The 18,045-nt window shown below is 65.5% G+C and carries 15 protein-coding genes; 5 read left to right on the top strand and 10 right to left on the bottom strand.

What is annotated here, in order from left to right:
- Positions 1-8 precede the first annotated feature (8 nt).
- Both AC1MGT_RS01170 and AC1MGT_RS01165 read left to right on the top strand, forming a co-directional pair.
- Complete coding sequence (locus AC1MGT_RS01170; protein WP_499502579.1) at positions 9-674, top strand: response regulator transcription factor; 666 nt, start codon at positions 9-11, stop codon at positions 672-674.
- Positions 671-2,062: a sensor histidine kinase gene (locus AC1MGT_RS01165; RefSeq protein ID WP_499502577.1), complete on the top strand. Its 1,392-nt coding sequence runs from the start codon at positions 671-673 to the stop codon at positions 2,060-2,062. The genes AC1MGT_RS01170 and AC1MGT_RS01165 overlap by 4 nt, the downstream gene beginning before the upstream one ends.
- Here AC1MGT_RS01165 and AC1MGT_RS01160 read toward each other — a convergent pair.
- Complete coding sequence (locus AC1MGT_RS01160) at positions 2,001-6,548, bottom strand: PDDEXK-like endonuclease domain-containing protein (RefSeq protein WP_499502576.1); 4,548 nt, start codon at positions 6,546-6,548, stop codon at positions 2,001-2,003. The two genes, AC1MGT_RS01165 and AC1MGT_RS01160, sit on opposite strands and share 62 nt — an antisense overlap.
- A gap of 146 nt (positions 6,549-6,694) precedes the next feature.
- On the opposite strand from AC1MGT_RS01160, the gene AC1MGT_RS01155 reads away from it, so the two are divergent.
- Both AC1MGT_RS01155 and AC1MGT_RS01150 read left to right on the top strand, forming a co-directional pair.
- On the top strand, positions 6,695-7,060 hold the full coding sequence (locus AC1MGT_RS01155; protein ID WP_499502575.1) for a hypothetical protein: 366 nt from the start codon (positions 6,695-6,697) through the stop codon (positions 7,058-7,060).
- Between the two features lie 86 nt (positions 7,061-7,146).
- Positions 7,147-8,718, top strand: coding sequence for a TerC family protein (locus tag AC1MGT_RS01150; protein ID WP_499502573.1), 1,572 nt, complete (start codon positions 7,147-7,149; stop codon positions 8,716-8,718).
- 3 nt (positions 8,719-8,721) lie between these two features.
- On the opposite strand, the gene AC1MGT_RS01145 is transcribed toward AC1MGT_RS01150, so the two are convergent.
- From AC1MGT_RS01145 to AC1MGT_RS01130, 4 genes are all read right to left on the bottom strand, one after another.
- Positions 8,722-9,306, bottom strand: a complete 585-nt coding sequence (locus tag AC1MGT_RS01145) for a TadE/TadG family type IV pilus assembly protein (protein WP_499502572.1) — start codon at positions 9,304-9,306, stop codon at positions 8,722-8,724.
- A gap of 14 nt (positions 9,307-9,320) precedes the next feature.
- Positions 9,321-10,808 carry a pilus assembly protein TadG-related protein gene (locus AC1MGT_RS01140; RefSeq protein WP_499502570.1) on the bottom strand — a complete coding sequence of 496 codons (1,488 nt, stop codon included), beginning with the start codon at positions 10,806-10,808 and terminating at the stop codon, positions 9,321-9,323.
- Positions 10,795-11,271 (bottom strand): TadE/TadG family type IV pilus assembly protein, encoded by a 477-nt coding sequence (locus AC1MGT_RS01135; protein ID WP_499502568.1) that lies wholly within the window; start codon positions 11,269-11,271, stop codon positions 10,795-10,797. Before AC1MGT_RS01135 ends, AC1MGT_RS01140 begins: the two co-directional genes overlap by 14 nt.
- A 100-nt stretch (positions 11,272-11,371) precedes the next feature.
- Positions 11,372-12,373 carry an Lnb N-terminal periplasmic domain-containing protein gene (locus AC1MGT_RS01130; protein ID WP_499502566.1) on the bottom strand — a complete coding sequence of 334 codons (1,002 nt, stop codon included), beginning with the start codon at positions 12,371-12,373 and terminating at the stop codon, positions 11,372-11,374.
- A 115-nt stretch (positions 12,374-12,488) separates the two neighbouring features.
- Here AC1MGT_RS01130 and AC1MGT_RS01125 point away from each other — a divergent pair, with 115 nt between their 5' ends.
- Positions 12,489-13,835: an MBL fold metallo-hydrolase gene (locus AC1MGT_RS01125; protein WP_499502564.1), complete on the top strand. Its 1,347-nt coding sequence runs from the start codon at positions 12,489-12,491 to the stop codon at positions 13,833-13,835.
- Positions 13,836-13,840: 5 nt separating this feature from the next.
- Here AC1MGT_RS01125 and AC1MGT_RS01120 read toward each other — a convergent pair whose 3' ends face one another.
- From AC1MGT_RS01120 to AC1MGT_RS01100, 5 genes are all read right to left on the bottom strand, one after another.
- Entirely contained in the window at positions 13,841-14,572 is a 732-nt protein-coding gene (locus AC1MGT_RS01120) for a hypothetical protein (protein ID WP_499502562.1), read from the bottom strand.
- Positions 14,573-14,633: 61 nt separating this feature from the next.
- Positions 14,634-15,320 carry a trimeric intracellular cation channel family protein gene (locus AC1MGT_RS01115; RefSeq protein WP_499502561.1) on the bottom strand — a complete coding sequence of 229 codons (687 nt, stop codon included), beginning with the start codon at positions 15,318-15,320 and terminating at the stop codon, positions 14,634-14,636.
- A gap of 228 nt (positions 15,321-15,548) precedes the next feature.
- Positions 15,549-16,907: a VWA domain-containing protein gene (locus tag AC1MGT_RS01110; RefSeq protein ID WP_499502559.1), complete on the bottom strand. Its 1,359-nt coding sequence runs from the start codon at positions 16,905-16,907 to the stop codon at positions 15,549-15,551.
- Between the two features lies 1 nt (position 16,908).
- On the bottom strand, positions 16,909-17,541 hold the full coding sequence (locus AC1MGT_RS01105) for a TadE/TadG family type IV pilus assembly protein (protein ID WP_499502557.1): 633 nt from the start codon (positions 17,539-17,541) through the stop codon (positions 16,909-16,911).
- Positions 17,541-18,005: a TadE/TadG family type IV pilus assembly protein gene (locus AC1MGT_RS01100; RefSeq protein ID WP_499502555.1), complete on the bottom strand. Its 465-nt coding sequence runs from the start codon at positions 18,003-18,005 to the stop codon at positions 17,541-17,543. The genes AC1MGT_RS01105 and AC1MGT_RS01100 overlap by 1 nt, the downstream gene beginning before the upstream one ends.
- Positions 18,006-18,045 lie beyond the last annotated feature (40 nt).

Here is an 18,045-nt window from a genome sequence, read left to right as displayed (position 1 = left end):
CGCGCGGGATGCGAATACTACTTGTCGAAGATGACGAATCGCTGGCATCGGGCCTGAAGCTCGCCCTCGGGCGTGCCTGTTACACGGTCGAGCACGTAGGCGACGGCGTGGCGGCGGTCGCCGCGCTGGAACACAATGCGTTCGACCTGGCCATCCTCGACCTCGGCCTGCCGCGCCTGGACGGCATCGACGTGCTGGCACGGGTGCGGCGCGCCGGCAACGCCGTGCCGGTGCTGGTGCTGTCGGCGCGCGATGCGGTGCGCGACCGGATCGTCGCGCTCGACCTGGGCGCCGACGATTACCTGATCAAGCCGTTCGATGTCGACGAATTGCTGGCGCGGGTGCGGGTACTGGAGCGGCGCCGCGCCGGCCTGTCGGTCAACCAGCTGCGCTTTGGCGACCTGGCGCTGGATCTCGCAGGCATGGCGGTCAGCTGGAAAAACCAGCCGATCGATCTGCAGCACCGCGAATTCATGCTGCTCCGGCGGCTCGTCGAGCAGCCAAACAAGGTGTTTACCCGCAGCGAACTCGAAGCGTCGCTGTATGGCTGGGGCGAGGGCGTGGCCAGCAATGCCATCGACGTCTACGTGCACCATGTGCGGCGCAAGACCGACCCTGACCTCATCAAGACAGTGCGCGGGCTTGGCTACCGCATCGGGAATTTGCCCACATGAGCGGCCGCATGAGCGGGCGCCGCTATTCGATCCGCCGGCGCCTGATCGTGCGCACGATGGCGTGCATGCTCCTGATCCTCGGGGGTATCTCGCTGGCCGCCCACTGGTTCGCCCGCTACGAGTCCGAAGAATTTTTCAGCGCGCGCCTGGCCAGTTCGGCGCGCGTGCTCGAAACGCTGGTCGCCCACCAGCTGGAAACCGCCACCATCGGCGCGCCCATCGTGGTCCCGATTCCGCAGCGGCTCGGCCACTCGGGCGGCGCAACGCCGTATGGCCACCCGTACGAACACAAGATCGCCTTCCAGGTCTGGAACACCGACGGGCGCCTGCTGGCCCGCTCGGCGTCGGCGCCGGAAGCGCCGCTCGGGCCCCTGGCGGCAGGCTATACCAGCAAGCTGCTGGGCGAGACCCTGTGGCAGGTGTTTGCACTCAAATCGGGCCACGTGTGGGTGGTCGTGGCCGAGAAGGACGAGGTGCGTGAAGAGATGGTCGAGCAGCTCGGCGCGTCGGTGCTGGCGCCCGTCATCATCGGCGGCATCCTGCTGGTGCTGGCGGTCAACCTTGTGCTGGCGACGAATCTGGCGCCGCTGCGCACGCTGGCCGATGCCATTGCCCGGCGCGAGCCGGAGTCGCTTGCGCCCGTCGAACTGCCGGATCTGCCACGCGAGCTGGCGCCGGTGGTCGATGAACTCAACAGCCTGTTGCAGCGGGTGGCTGCCGCGTTCGAGCGCGAGCAGCAATTCATCGATGCGGCGGCGCACGAGATCCGCACGCCGATCGCGGCGGTGCAGCTGCATGTGCAGAACGCGCTGCGCGCGGCCAATCAGGCCGAGTGTGACGCGTCGCTCGGCGAGGCGGTGGGCGCGCTCGAGCGCACGACGCAGCTGGCCGAGCAGTTGCTGACCTTCAGCCGGCTTGCGTCCGGCACCGACATGCAGTTGCAGCGTCAGGTCTCACTCGCCGAAGTCTGCCGCGACGTGATGGCACTGCAGGAGCCCTTGCTCGACCGGCGTGGCCAGTCACTCGGCTTGTCCGCCACCCACGATTGCAGCGTGCAGGGCGACCCATACCGGCTGCAGCAACTGCTGCGCAACCTGATCGAGAACGCGTCCCGGCATGGCCTGGCGCGCGGCGACATCGACGTGGCCATCGACTGCAGCGAGGGCCAATGCCTGCTGCGCGTGTCGAACGATGGCGACCCGGTGCCCGACGAAGAAACTGAAAACGTGTTCCGTCCCTATTACCGGCTACGGCCCGGTGGCAAGTCGGGCGCCGGCCTTGGCCTGAGCATCGTGCGCCAGATCGCCGACCAGCACGGGGCCACGGTCATGATTGCCCGGAAGGCAGATGGTCAAGGCTGTGTGGTGACGGTGGCGTTTCCTCGGTAAGCGCGTCCCGTCCCCACTCGCGGTATTCGACGAGCAGTGGCGTGCGCGCCATGGCCCCGAGCGGCTCGATGCCCATCGCCGCCAGGCGCGCCAGCAGCTCGGCCAGGATCGTCGCGCGCTGCAGCGACCAGGTCGACGCGAAGCAGCGCCAGAAGGTCCAGCCGGCGCGTTCGAGCACGCGCTGGCGCCCCATGTCGGCCTGCCACCGGTCCGGTCCATGGAAGTCGTCGCCATCGAGCTCGATCGCCAGGCGCCGGTCGTGCGCACCTTCCACCACCATATCGATGCGGTAGCCGGCTGCCGGAACTTGCGGAATGACGCGGTAGCCACGATCGAACAGCGCCGTGTACACATCGCGCTCGAACCCTGATTCGCACAGTTCGATCAGGCTCGTGGCTTCTTCATTGGCTTCGAGCGGTTTGGCGAAATGCTCGACCAGCGTGCGCCGCAAGTCGAGCGTGGACAGTTCTTCGAGCTTCACCGAGCGCACGAGGTACATGCGGTCGCGCGCGCGCGAGGCGGCGACATTGAAGCGCTGGTCGAACTGCACGCCGGACAGCGCGTGGTGCTGCTTGCTGTCGGCGACCATCGACAGGAACATGATATCGCGCTCGCTGCCCTGGAACAGGCGCGCGTCGCCGCAGGCGAAGTTGCGCTTGACCAGTTCGGCCATGTCGCAGCGCGAGCGCACCATCTTGTCGATGAGCTGCGCCTGTTCAGGCCCCAGCAGCGACACCACGCCCAGCGTGCGCCCGGCATAGGCCGGATCGCGCAGGATGGCGTCGATTTCGGCCACGATGAATTCGGCCTCGGGGCGGTTCAGCCCCTTGTTTTCACGGTAGCCGTTGGCCACGAACACGTCGACCAGTGGCGGATCGAGTCGCTCGGACGCCTTGGGAATGCGCAGCGGCTGGATGAAGCCCTTGTAGAACACGCGGTTGCTGTAGGCGATGATGGGCGCGACGCTGCGGAAATGCTCGCGCAGCATGACCTTCGACGCGGCAAACACGGTCGAGGCGATGTCGTACAGCGACATGTCGGCCGTGAGCACCGCCTCGAATGGCTGGCCCGCCAGAAAGCGCCGGCGCAGGTCGGTGATTTTGGCGGCCGAGACGAAGCCAGCTTCGGGCGAGACCTGGCGGTCGTCGCCAACCACCAGGAGCTGCTTGCCGCGCAAGACGGCCGGCAGCGCCCACAGGTCGGACTGGCTGGCCTCGTCGACGATGACGAGATCGAACGCCCCGAGCGTGGCTGGCAGCGTTTCGGACACGCGGGCATGGCTCATGATCCAGCATGGCACGGCGGCCTGCGCATTGACCATCGCTTCCTGCGCGTCGCGCCGGTAGCGGCCCGCATTCACGCCCGTGCCCTTGCCCAGTTTGCGCATCGACGTGCGGTAGGTTTCCAGCGCGCTCAGGACGTTCTGGCCGGCGAGGCGGCGCGTGGCCAGCCAGGACGATTTCGACACCAGCTGCTCGTACAGGCGCGCCAGGCCCCGTTCGAGTTCATGGCGGCGCTCGGCCAGGCCCAGCATCTCGTCGCGGGCATCGATGCCGTCGAGGTAACTCTTGAGGCGCGCCCAGGTCCAGGCATCGCGCCAGCGCACCGGGAATACGGCGTCGTCGCCGTGGGCGTCAACCGGGATGGTCATCAAGCGTGTCGCCAGCCGCGCGGCGCCATGCTGTGCGACCTGTTCGGCGAGGTCGCGCGCGGTGGCCAGGTCGGGCGCCAGCGCGGCGATGCGGCGCAGTTCCGCGACCAGCGCAGCGTAGTCGGCGCTGACCGTATCGGCCGTCAGGCCCGGTGTGCCCAGCACCTGCCCGGCGAAGTCACGCAGACGCACGCCGACGGGACCATCGGCGCCGGCCAGCAAGCCACGCAGCGCAGCCATGGCAGTGCGGGCCTGTTCGAGATTGGCGCGCGCCAGGTGCCGCGCCAGGTAGTCGCGCACGCGCAGCAGGTCGGCCTCGCGGCCCAGCAGGTCGTTCGTCGGCGGCTCGCTGAACACGGCCTGGGCCAGGCCAGGTAATTGCACGTCGTGCGTGGTTGCCTGGGCATGCGCGGCGCGGGCCGTGGTCAGGATCTGCTCGATGGCGCGCAGTTGCGCCACGTCGGCCACCAGGACCGGCAGCGACAGGTCGGGCGCAAACGCATTCCAGCGCACGGCGAACGAGTGCAGACGGTTCTGCAGCGCGGCGTAACGCTGCACGTGGGCCCAGTCGTCGCTGGAGGCTGGCGCCAGGCCGGCCACGCGGATCGCGGCGATCTGCCCCTTGACGTCGCCACCGCCAAACGACAGCAGGCCGAATGGCTTGCCCGTCTCGACGGCGCGGTTGATGGCGTCGACGGCTTTTGGATTGGCGAGTGCTTCGGTCGGCGCCGTGACGGGGCGCTGCATGAATTCGGCGCGTGCGCGCAGCAGCGCATCCATCTCGGGGAGCAGCGCCTCGAATGCGCCGCGCTCGGTGACGAACTGCGACTGGCGGGATTTCAGGCGCAAGGCGTGCGCCCAGTCGAAGCCCGAGGCCTCGACCTCGGCGGCGGTGGCAATGGCACCGGCCAGCGCCGTCTGCAAGGCCTGTGCGGCGGCAAACACGTCGGGCGTGGTCGCGCGCAGCGGCGGCAGCGCGCCGCTGGCTTCGTCGCGCTCGATGTCGCGCATGGCCAGCAGCGTGTCGTGCAGACGGCCGATGGCCTGCGCCGATGGCAGGGCATCAGCTGCTGGCAGCCGCGCATTGCAGTACACGAGATCCGCGCCAAGCCGGCGCCGCGCCTCGCGCAGTCCCATCGCCTGTTCATCGCCAAATGGCGGCGCGTGGTGCGGGGCCAGCGACAAATCGTCGTCGAACCAGCCAAAGCGCTCCTTGCCATCGATGACCAGTTCGGCCATCTTCTGCGCACGCATCTCGACGCCGTCGACACTGACGGCGGCCAGCTGGGCATGCGCGATCTCGTCGATGCGGGTGTCGATGGCGGCGGTTTCGGCGTGCGCGCGGTCGAGCGCGACGCGGCATGCGGCAATCGCCTCGGTCTCGAGCTGCGGGTTCAGATGCGACAGCGTGTGGATGATCGCTTCGATCGACGCCTGGAACTGGCGCATGCCTTCCTTGTCGCCCGAGAGCAGGGCGACGGTCAGCGGCCGGATCGATTCCGGAATCTTTTCCTGCAACACCTTCAGCGCCGGCTCGCCCTTGGACGTGACCAGGATGCGTTTGCCCGAGGCCAGGTAGTGGCTGATGATATTGGCGATCGTGTGCGTCTTGCCGGTGCCGGGCGGACCCTGGACCGTGACGCCGGGCGAACGTTCCAGTTGCTGGACGATGGTTTCCTGCTCGCGGTTGTAGGGCAGCGGGAAGTACAGCTCGCGCGGCTCGCCAGCGTTGACGGCGCCGCCGGACAGGCCGCGAAACGCAATCGGCTCATGCTCGAGCACCGCGCTGCCGGGTGGCGTGACAAGGCTCAGCGGTCCGTCCGGCAAGGCTTCGGCGTCGTCCACGCGGTCTTTCAGGCGCGCGATGTCGTCGATCAGGAAGTGGGTTGCGCGCGGCCGGGCGAAGATCACCCAGCCGTGCGTGACGACGAGGCGCTCGCCAGGGGGCGGCGCCTGCGTGGCGGCCATATCGTAGCGCGCGTCGGCGCTGACCTGACCGGCGATCAGCTTGAGGATCGGCTCGATCATCTCGGGTGCGAACGGCGAGAGCGTGCTGTCGCCGCGCGCGGCCAGCAGGCTGCGGGCCGCGCGTTCGACGTCGCCGATGCCAGGCACGCCGCAGGCCGCGAACGCATCCAGTTCCAGGTGCGCGTCGATCTGGCGGGGCCGCAGGCCGATGGCGTGCGAGGTCGGGTCGATGTCGATTTCCAGCGCCTGCGTGATGAGCGGGTAATGGAAGTCGACAGGCGCCGGGGTGCGCATCTGCCACGACGACAGGCCCATGCCCCACACCAGTTCCAGCGGGCGCGCCGCTTCTTCGGATTCGAGCCGTGCCTTCAGCGCGAACAGGTCCGCGTACAGCGTGATCACCTGGCGCCGCGGACGCTCGCGCGCCGCCCATTCCTGCCATGGCGGCAGGTAGGCAGCCAGCCCCTGCGCGGCGCGGGCGCGGCGCTCGGCATCGCGTTCTTCAACGCGCTGCTTCGCCTGGTCATCGGTGGCTTGGGCGGCATCTTCGTGGTGGGCATCTGCCAGCGTGGCGTCATTGAGCGCCGGCGGATTGCCGGACGGGTCGGCGCCGATCAGCAGGTATGGCGCCAGCGCCGGATCGGCCAGCAGCGGCGGCGATGTGGACTCGAGCCGGTGCACGCGCAGCCACAGGTCATCCTGCTCGGTCTCGACGTTGAACTCGATCCACGGCAGCGTCGACAGGTCGGTAAAGGTTTTCTTGAATTCGGTGACTTTCGCGAGCGTGAACGCGGAAGGGTCTATGTCTTTGGCCTGCTCGACGAGATAGTCGAGCAGCGCGCTCATGCGCTGGGCAGATGTGTGCATCGGATGCTTCCCGGCGGGGCCGGTGGGTAAGGTGGCGGCCATTGTACAAGAGGGCCGCCGTGCGTGCGGCGCGCACGAATGGCGTGCGCGGGGCCATGCTAAAATGATCGGGTCGCCGGCTTCTCTGCGGTAGTTCCCTCTTGTATATGAGACGATTATTCGTCATCTGCCTGATCCTGCTGCTCCCCCTGAACATGTTTGCCCTGGCCATGGCCGCATCCGCGATGCTGCCGCCCGAGCCAGCGCAGCGCGTCATCGCGTCCGAACCGCTCGTTGGGCTGACCTCCGCGCCGGTGTTCGCCGACGCCTACCTGCCCGACAACTACGACTGCCAGTCCAGCTGCGACATCGATCCCGATGAACCGCCGGCCGGCGCCGACGTACACGACACCATCAACGAAGAGCTCTCGCTGCGCCTGGCCGATGTGCGCGGCGGCGCGCTCGCACCCCCATTCCTGTCCCATGCCAGCAGGTCCTGGCACCCCTTGTTCAAGCCACCGCGCGCGGTGTGACGCCTGCCTGTGCCAATTTTTTGGCATACCCTCGCTGCGCCCCCGCGCGGCGGCACGTTCACATTGATTCAAACAAGAGGTAATACATGGAATGGCTATTCGACCCCACCATCTGGGCGGGTCTGCTCACGCTCGTTGTCCTGGAAATCGTCCTGGGCATCGACAACCTGATTTTCATCGCCATCCTGGCGGACAAACTGCCGCCGCACCAGCGCGACAAGGCGCGCCTGATTGGCCTGTCCCTTGCCATGCTGATGCGCCTTGGCCTGCTCACCATCGTCTCGTGGCTCGTCACGCTGACGACGCCGCTGTTTGCGCTTGGCTCGATGGCGTTTTCCGGCCGCGACCTGATCCTGCTGCTGGGCGGCGTGTTCCTGCTGTTCAAGGCCACCGTCGAACTGCATGAACGCATGGAAGGCATCACGCACGTGCAGACCAAGTCGCGGGTGTATGCGGGCTTCGGCGCCGTGGTCGCGCAGATCGTCGTGCTCGACGCCGTGTTCTCGCTCGATGCGGTCATCACCGCTGTCGGCATGGTCGACAACCTGTACGTGATGATGGCAGCCGTGATCATCTCGATCGGCGTCATGATCCTGGCCTCCAAGCCACTGACGCGTTTCGTCAATGCGCATCCGACCGTCGTCGTGCTGTGCCTGAGCTTCCTCTTGATGATCGGCCTGTCGCTGGTTGCCGAAGGCCTGGGCTTTCATATCCCGAAAGGCTATCTGTACGCCGCCATCGGTTTCTCGATCCTGATCGAGGCGCTGAACCAGTTCGCACGCCGCAATTTTCTGAAGCAGGAAGCGCGCGTGCCACTGCGCGACCGCACCGCCGATTCGGTGCTGCGCCTGATGGGCGGCAAGAAGCGCGCGCACGTCGATGCCGATGCCGAACCGCAGGACGAACCGGTGACCGAGCCGGAAGCGTTCGGTGCCGAGGAACGCAATATGGTCAGCGGCGTGCTTGCGCTGGCCGACCGGTCGATCCGCTCGATCATGACGCCGCGCTCGGAACTCACGTGGGTCGACCTGGACGACGACGCCGACACCATCCTGCGCCAGTTGCAGGCGTCGCCCCACAGTGGCATGCCGGTCGGTCGGGGCCAGCTGGACCAGCTGGTGGGCATCGCCCGCACCAAGGACCTGGTCAGCGCGCTGATGCTGCACGGGCGCATCGACGCATCGGCCGACGGCGGCATCGTGCGCGCGCCGATCCTGCTGCCCGATACGGCCGGTGTGCTGGGCGCGATGGAGACGCTCAAGCGCGCACACGGCCAGCCCGTGCTGGTGACGGATGAATTCGGCATCGTCCAGGGCCTGCTCACGCCGGTGGATATCCTGGAGGCGATCGCCGGCGAATTCCCGGACGAGGACGAACAACTGGCGATCCGGCCGCTGGGCCCGGACCTGTGGGAAGCCGATGGCGCGGCCGATCTGCACCAGCTGCAACAGGTGCTCGAGACCGATTCCCTGGTGGGCGATGACGATTACACGTCGCTGGCGGGCTTCCTGCTCGCGCGCTTCGCGTCGATGCCCGAACCGGGACAGGCCGTCGAGCTCGATGGCTGGCGCTATGAAGTCGTCGCGGTCGAGGAGCGCCGCATCGCGAAGGTTGCGATTTCCCGGGTGGCAGGCGACACGGCGCCCGACATCCTGTAAACGCTAGCTGCCGCCCACCGGGACTGGCACGCCGGGCGGCATGCCCAGGGTCTCGGCCCGGGCGATGGTAGTCGCGCTGGGAAGGCCGAATGAAAACGGGACGAACGACGCCAAGGGTTGGTACGGCACCGGATCGCAGACATCGCTGGCGCCACCAGGCAAACAGATCCGCACCCGGACCAGCTGGATGCAGTTTGCTGCATTGGGATTGGACGTGCAGTTGATCCGGTTTTGCTGGGGACTTGCCGGCAAGCCTGTCCCGATCGGGACAGGATTCGATGTCGCCGGGATGTGCAGATAATCGATCCTGACGTGAGCGTCGGAGATGGGGTCTGCAAATGCAAGCATGCCGGGTGTCGTGCGGAACACCGCCTGCGTGCGCACGTTCAGCATCGCAGTCGCATCGGAGAAGTCAGTGTTAACGGCCAGCGCCGTCGCGCGCCGCGTCACCTCCTGCAGGATATTGCAGATATAGAGTGCCCGGATGATGTCGACAATGCCGAAGAAGAGCGTGAAAAAGATCACGGCCACCACGGCGAATTCGACTGCGGCGACACCACGTTGCCGCGTTGGCGTTTGGCGGGTCATGTCAGGTCCATCCGTCAGGGGTACAAGACGATGCGGGTGCCCAGGGACTGCTCGGTGGCCAGGCCTGCGAACTCGCCGTACAGAGAGGTCTGCGTGGCGGGAACGGTCATGAAGAATTTGCCGATGCCACGCACCGTGGCGTCGCTCCCGGTGATCGGGCAGGCGAGCAAGGGCAGATTCAGGACGCGGCGGTTGGCCAGACTCTTGTTACTCGCCGGTGGTCCTTTGTGAAATTGGGTGCCGGTCGTGTAGGAGTAGGGCGTCGGTGTCTCGGCGCTGTCGGGATAGGGCGTGGTCAGTGAGATGGTTGGCTGACCCGGTGCGTACAGGGTGCTCCAATTGGTCACGTCATAGGTTGCATAGCCGGTTGCCGGTTCCGGCGCACCCGTGCTCGCATACGATGCATACGGGACCGCCTTTGCGTACGACCAGAGCGGACCGAACTGCGCGGCCAGGGTGCCGGCGGGCGCCGTATCGGGGCCTGCAATCGTCCACCGGCGCTCTGTTGTCGCCAGCAGCGTAGCTGACTGCCCGTCAGGCGTTGCTCCCATCCAGGAGGCGCCGCTGTTGAAGGTGAATTCCTTGATATTGATGTCGGCGGGCGCCGTGCGCGCATCGCAGGCGTTGGCGCCTGTCCCGTAGGTGCCGAAGCGGGAATTGAGCTGCTGCGCGAGAGAATTGATCGGAAACGACGCCGACACCGTGACCGTGCCACCGGACAGCCGTGACATGGCCATCGTCCCGGTACAGACGAATGGCGCCAGCGTTGCTGTGTCAGTGATGGGCGTGGCCTGCGCAACCGGATTGACGATGAAGGTCTGCCCGGCGGTGGCGCCGGGCAGGTTCAGGTCCAGCAGGTTATAGCCCACGCCCCGGCGAAACCCGAATTCTTCCAGTTCCCCCCCATGGTTGCGGTGGGCTTCGTCACGCATGGCGCAGATGCCGAGCGGAGTGACCTTGATGGCAGAGCGGCCGGCGATGGCACGGGCGCTGGTGAAGGTGTCAGGGATGTCCGTGAACGTCCTGAGGAACAGGGTGGCGACGGTCCCGTACTCGGTATCCAGCCCTGCCGTATCGACTTGCACGTACAGCAGATCCTCAGGGTTGGTCATGGCATCGCCGACCGGTCGCCACGGGCCGGACGGGCTGCGGGCGAATTCCACGGCATCATCCGACCAGGCCATCGTGGCCTTGCCGTAGTGGTAGGTGAATCTGTCGCTCCCTTGCAAAAAGCGCTGCGAGGCGGTTTCCAGGGCGGCGGTAATGCCGGCCGCAGTCCCGTCAAGTTCATGCGCGGCCGACAACGCAACGGTGTCGGCGACATTCTGGAGTTCCATCTTGCGGTGGGTGACGAGGGACAGGTCGAAGGCCAGCGCGAGAAATCCAAGGATGATGAACATGGCAGACGCGAACATCCAGCTGATGACGCCCGTCTGTTTGCCAGGGTGGAGCGCGTGTTGCCGACGCGGGCGCGCCGGACCGGCATTGTCACTGTGCGACATAGCGCATCGTGACTTTGCTGGTCATCATCATATCGGCAGAACCCAGGTAGTCCATTGTCAGGCCGCCGAGAAGCTGATCGTGCAACGCGATTTGAACGCTCGTGCGGACCCTGGTGGGCGTCGCCGTACTGCATGAGTCGCCATCGCATTGGATCATGATGGCAATGCCATCGGTAAGCGGCACCAGTTCGCCCAGCTCCTGTTGGGCGATCCAGCGGGCGATCGCCGGAACGCGTGCTTCGTTGAAGCCGCCGCCAGCGGTCCGTAATTCAGCCTGCGACGCGGTCGCGATATAGCGCGTGGCATCGTGCGCCGCTTTCTGCCCCACGCTGTAAAACCAGGTCGCGCGCGCCATGTAAAGCGGTCCGGCCAGCAGGATCAGAAACAAGGGCAGAATCAGCGCCATTTCGACCGCGACGCTGCCGTGCGCCGACCTGCGAAATCGCTTGTAGCGTACAACCATGGCTTCCTCCTTCCAGCGTTCGACCATTGCCGATACTAGAGGAAGCCTTTGGGCCTGATTTGACTTGCGGCAACTATCGCGAGAGGTGGCGCGATCGTCCTCAGCGAATACCGGGTACGCCGACGCGGATCGCGCGCGAAAAATCGCTGCCGTCGATAACGGCCTGGCGCGCCCGCGCGTTGATGTGGCCGCGCTGCTGCAACACCGCGTACGGCACGCCCGGCGTCAGTGCGTTCTGGTCGTAAGCGTATTCTGCGAAGTGGCCCGATGCCAGCAGCCGATAGTCGAGCGGCAGGTCGGGTGCAATCCGGTGCGCCAGTTCATACAGGATCGTTGTGCAGTTGCTGGTGAGGGTGTTGTAGAACTCGGGCTGGCGACGCAGTGCTTCGGCGCGTTCGAGGTACGCCAGCAGCACGGCGCGCAGCTGCGCCGGTGTGGCGCGCAGGCGGTACAGGTAGACCTGCTCGCCGCGCGCATTGCTGCGCGTGCGGATCAGGTCACGCTCGTCCGAGGCGATGATCACCTGCTCGAACTGGCGAAAGAAGCCGCCGATCGCCGAGAAGGTCTCGTGGCGCTCCTTGCGGATTTCGAGCGAGAACACGAGCTGTTTGCCGTCCCTGAAGCCGAACGTCACCAGCGTGTGGGCGATGTGTGGTCCCATCCAGTACGACAGGATCAGGTCGGCCGACACGATGCCAGCCAGGTCATAGTCACGGGTCTCCCAGCGCGGCGTGTAGTCGGTCTCGGTGCGCCAGTCGAAGTTGCGCACGTTGTGCAGCACGAGGCGATCGCCGTCGACGCGCGAGACGAGCATGCGCGACACATCGTCGGCCCACACGCGCTCGTGCGATGGCGTGAGCGAACACCACCAGCCCAGCAGCACGGCCAGCGCCACGGCGCCGGTGGCCAGCGCTTTGGTACCGGGCCATTTGCCGGGGCCGCGTGCGATGGCAATGGTGGCGGCCAGGCCGACCAGCGACCAGAGTGCGACCGCCGCGTAGCCGCCGGGCTGCGGCAGCTGGAACCATAGCGCCAGCGCGCCCCATGCAGTGACCAGCAACGCGCACACGGCAAGGAGGGCGCGGGGGACGGGGCGGCTCATGATCATCGGCTACTTTCGGAAACGCTGGGGTGGTGCAGTGTAGCGGTTCGGTTTGGTGACAACAAGCGCCGTCCCGGAGCGCGCCCTGTAGAATGCCGCCTCCAAAGGGGGACCAATGACGACGCCAGGCTTGACCATTTCGCGCATCCTGCATGCGGGTTACGTATTCGCGTGCGAGGGCGCAACGATTGCCTTCGACACGATCTTCGAGAACCCGTTCAGCCGCAACTGCCATGCGTTTCCGGACGTGCGCTTCGATGTCGCGGCGATCCGCCGCCAGCATTTCGACGCCGTCTTCATCTCGCATTTCCATGATGACCACTGCTCGCTCGACAGCCTCGATCTGCTGGACCGCACCACGCCCCTGTACATCTACTGCATCTTCGAGGAACTGTTCGAGATGGTGCGCCAGCTGGGCTTCACGCACGTGCACCTGCTGCGCCTGAACGCGCCGGTGACCGTCGGCCCGTTCACCGTCACGCCGCGTGAGGCGATGGATGTCGATGTCGACTCGATGTTCCAGGTGCAGGCGGCCGGGCAGAACGTGCTCAATGTCGTCGATTCATGGATCGACGATGACACGCTGGCGCAGCTGGTCGAACTGGGGCCGTGGGACATGGTGCTGTGGCCGTTCCAGACAATGCGCGAAATCGAGGTGCTCACGCCATCGCGCGCCGTGGCCGCGCCGCCCGAACTGCCAGCCGAGTGGATTGCGCAGCTGCAGGCGCTGCAACCGCGCTATGTGGTGCCCAGTTCGTGCCAGTTCGTGCAGGAGCCGTGGTCGTGGTACAACCGCGCGTTCTTCCCGATCACCTATGTGCAGTTTACGCGCGAGGTGAGCGCCGCGCTGCCGGCGGCATCGATCGTGCGCCTCGATCCGGGTGCCGCCGTGCGCCTGGACGGCGCGGCGTTGCAGCCAGCGCCCCCGCTCGCGTGGCTGATGCCCGTGGGGCCGCAGGATGTCGACTACGTTTATGAAGGCAATGCGGCGCCGCCATCGACGGCGTCGATCGCACAGCATTTTGTGGCCCTGAGCGAAGCGCAGATGGCGCGCGTCGTGGATTACTGCCGCGCGGGTGTGCCTGCCAAATACGGCGAGGTCGAGGCGGCATCAAGCTACTTCGACGGGCCGCGCTACTGGCGGCTGTCGGTGTATGACCACCTGGGCCAGGCGAGCGTCTTCGATTACCTGCTCGATGGCGACGTGGCCACGCTTGTGACGGGGGCCGGCCCGCTCGGCTGGACGACGGAGATCCCGGCCGCCAGACTGTATGGCGCGCTGGAACAGGGCGAGTCACTGACGACGATGTACATCCGGATCAACGACGCACAGTTCGACGCCGATGCCGAGCGTGACCTGCTGGACGTCGACGTCGTCGACGATCCGCTGATCCGCTGTCTGTTCAGCGATACCTTCGGCGCGTACCAGGCCGCGCAACTGCGCCGCCTGCTCGCGCGCTGACCGGGCTATTTGCCCAGCAGGCGCAGCGACTGTTCCCAGTCGTCTTCCCAGTCCAGCAGAAAATCGTGGGTCTGGAACGCGCGCCGTAACGGGCCCAGTGGTACGCGGTGGAGGTCATGCAGGCCGAGCGCCAGCGTCACCGGGTTCCACACTGCGTTGCGCTTCGACTTGCGCACGCTGGCCTTCACGCGCGCGCCGTCGTCGCCAAAGATGCCGATGGCATTGTCGAGCGCCGCGCCCAGATCCATGCGCGCATGTGTAGCAAACGCTTCCAGCACCTGCGCCTTGTTGATGCCGAAGGCTGACTCGGTCGGCGCTTTTGGTTCCGGCGGCGGCGCGGCCGCTGCAGCCATGGCCGCCTGCGCCTCGCGTTCCAGCCGGGCCACCAGCTGCGTCAGGTCCTTTTTCTGGAATCGCAGCGCATCGAGCGGGCGCCTGAAACCCGGCGCGGGCAGGTGCGCGACGATCTTGTAGGCGTCCTTGGTCATCGTCATCAACACATCGTCGCTGCCGGCGATCAGGCGCGCGATGTCGTCTTGGAAGAAGATCGGCGCTGCATAACCGCCATTGGCGTCGCCGAACAACTCGGCGTGGGCCGGGTCGTAGTCGAGCCAGACATACGGCGTGACCGCATGTTCGAGCAGGCGTGCCAGGGTCCAGGATGACCCGGTCTGTTGTTCGAGCCAGGTGCGGGCTTCAGGCAGGGTGGCACGGTAGGGCAGGTCGGTGGCGCTCATGTCGATTCAATGGGGGGCGTGGCTGGCCCCCATTGTAGTGCATGCATTTGCCCGTTTGGATTCAGCGGCCGTCGCGATGGTGGTCATTGGCGTCCGGCGGCTCGATCCCGCGCGCCGTCGGCAGGTGCCAGCCATAGCGGATCGCCGCCAGGCGCAAGCCGAAGCAGAGGGCCGCGCCGACGCAGGCGGTCGGTGTCGTAGGCCACTGCAGGGCGTCGCCGATCACCACCACCGACGCACCGGCCAGCGCCGCGACGGCGTAGATATCCGAACGGAACACGGCCGGCACATTCGACAGCAGTACGTCACGCGCGACGCCGCCGCCGATACCGGTCAGCATGCCCAGCAGCGCAGCCATCACGGGTTCCAGTCCGAACACGAGTGCCTTCTGCGCGCCCGCCACGCAAAACAGCGCGAGGCCCGCGCCATCGAACAGCAATACCGGATTGCGCGCGCGGTGGATGAATGGATGCCAGAAGAAGATCGTCACGCCCGCCAGCAGCGACACGCCGAGGTAGCGCCAGTCGGAAAACGCAGCCGGCGGCGTGGCGCCGATCAGGAGGTCGCGCACGATGCCGCCCGAGGTGGACGCCACGAACGACAGCACGAGCACGCCGAACAGGTCGAGATGGCGCCGCACGCCGGCGGTGGCGCCGGACAGCGCAAACACAAAGGTGCCCACCAGGTCGAGCGTGAGCACCAGCGTTTTCATGGCGGCCCCCATGTCGAGGGCAAGAACGGCAAACACGTGAATCCACCTTGCAAATGCTGGTGCGCGCGGCACCGAAGAGGGCGATTCTAGCGCATGGCCGCGACTACTCCCGGATGAACGCCAGTAAATCGGCGTTGACCTGGTCCGTGTGGCCAGGTGATCGCTCAGCCGAACCGGGAATACACCTTCGCACAGCGCACTGAAGCTGCGCGCGCGTCCCTCACTTTCGACCCGGCGTCATGCCGATAGGGCTACACCTTGCATTTATTTGGTGATGCGCAAAATGGCCCAGGCCAATCGCGAGAAGCAGGGCGTCAGGTCGTTGTCGGTTGCGGCGTAGCAGTACATGCCGAGCGGTTGGTCAGGTTTCCTGCAGCGTGGGAGCGCGTCGGCCGTATTGGCCATGCACTTCAAAATCATTTCGCCATTGGTACTCGTATCAGATGCAAATGCTTCTTTCAGGCCTGGGCCAAATCCGAGGGTGAACACATAAATGCCTTCGGATCTGGTTTTTTCAGCGACGCTTTCCGCTAGGTTACGCGATGCCCGCAGGACGTTTCGCTCAAGGAGGTATTGGGTGCTGATGTCAGCCGTCACTGAGCGCGGTGTATCTGTCACAATCGGAAATTCCCGGTAGGACGACGCAGGGCGTGCGTTGTACCAATCAGGCAGGCTGCGTACTGCTGACTGCAGGTTTCCGTTTCTATAACTACCTCTCCAGGTTTTGCACCCCTCGCTTACATATTTGAGCTCACTGCTGCTGAGATCACCCAGGCCGCCTTCTTCCAATACGCGGTCCACGGACCCGGGCCGGTTGCAATCGGCTTGATTCTTGAACGTGAGATACGAGCCGAACGATGTGGGCGCGCCATCGGAGAAAAAGACGACGACGCGCATCGTTGAGCGATTTGCCAACGGGACGGTGTTGAGCTGTTCACGAGCCCTGTACATGCCTTCAAATGAAGACGTGCCTCCCTTGAAGTTGTATGCGGTAATCTTGCTGTTCATCGATGTACGATCGAAGCCACGCGCCAGTGGGTTGATGGGATTGTCCGTTTCGACACCCGCGGCGAAGTGAATCAGTGCGACCCGGTCCTGCGTCACGTTGAACTTGTTGAGGAAGCTTTTGGAGGATGCCCTGACCGTCGCTGCGGAACCGACCAGTGAGCCCGACGTATCCACCACCAGCGCCATATCCAGGTCATTCCGGATCGTCTGCGCCGCCGCCACCGGTGTCAGTGTCGTGAAATTCATGATCTGCATGATCGACACCGGCATCGGCGCCTCGGCAACGACGTCGATGGTGGCCTGGCCGGCGTTGAAGGTCACGCTGGTGCTGGTAATCCGTGGCGACGACGACAGATAGTCGTCGGGAATATTGGCGGCGAAGAAGTCGGCGGCCGCCGCCCGTGCGCTGGCGATCTGCTCGGTCTGGTTATTGCCGGTCGTGACAGCGCGCGCGCCGGCCAGCGCTGCCGAATCCACCGCCGCATTCAGGCGCGCCTTGACCAGATACGCCAGGCCGGCATCGACACACAGGCCCACGACGGCGAGCAGCACGAACATCGACACGGCCACCATGATGGCGATTGCACCGCGTTGACGGGGAAGATTCGGATTCATCTCAGAACACACTCATGGAATACAGGTCGGGCCCGAACGTGGGCAGGGTATCGGGGCCGGTGGTAAATCCGCTGACCAGCATGTCGAAACGATAGAACGTCTCGACCACGAAAACGACTTCGCCAGGGTCGAGCTTGCCGGTCATGACCGACGTGGTGGGGCGGGAAGCGCTGCTGACGCTCGAACATTTGCCGGTGCCGCTCCAGGCGCTGCAGCCGTACACCTTGCTCTGCGGGGCGTAGCCGCTCCGGCGAAACCCCTGGACGCGCTCGGCATCGTCCCAGCGGTACTGGTCCAGCACGACACTGCGCGAGACGCCATTGGTGACCTCACCCATCACGCGGGTGATGTACATCATTCCGAGTTGATTGACGTTCAGCGGCGGGGCACTGGCCATCAGCGCATTGATCGTGTCCTGGCTGCTGTCGTCCAGATCCGCGCCGCTGCGCGACAGGATGTTCGCGCCTTCACGCGAGATATTGGTGATGATGATATTGGCCTGCAATGCACGCGCGCCATCGATGGCGCACAGCAGCAGGACGACGAGCATCGGCAGCAGCAGGGCAAGTTCGACCGCGGCAACGCCATGCTGGCGGTGTGCATGACGGACGGTAGCAAACGATATCGGTCGCATCAGAAATACTCGTTTCGCATGGTGGCGCCGACGGCGAAGCTGTTCTGGCCGTCGGGAAAGAATGCTGACAGCAACGGCGTCGTCACCGGCCAGGCGCAGTCGAGCTGAAGTACCACCATCTCGCCCGCGCCGCCAAACATGGTGTTGCTGTAGCTGGTACTTGCATAGCTCTTGCCGTTGACCGACACGACGCAATTCATGCGCTCGTACATGCCCAGCGAGTTGTCGCGGATCGTCGCGATGACGGTGGCGTAGCGCTGGGCGGTGCTGGTCCCGCCCTCGTTCGCGCGGCCGGTAATGGCAAAGCGCGCGCCTTCACGCACCGCATATTGCATGGTCAGCGTGGCGAAGAACATCATGCTCAGCTCGATAATCCCCACGAGGACCAGCATGAACACGGGCGCGATGATGGCCATCTCGACGAGTGTGGCGCCAGATTGACGTTGGGGTGTCTTAAACAACATATTCAGGCAACTGTGAGGGGGTTTGGACGTTGTATGCGAT

The sequence above is a fragment of the Telluria sp. BA11 genome (assembly GCF_056680305.1).
This window is presented reverse-complemented; position numbering and strand designations above follow the sequence as displayed.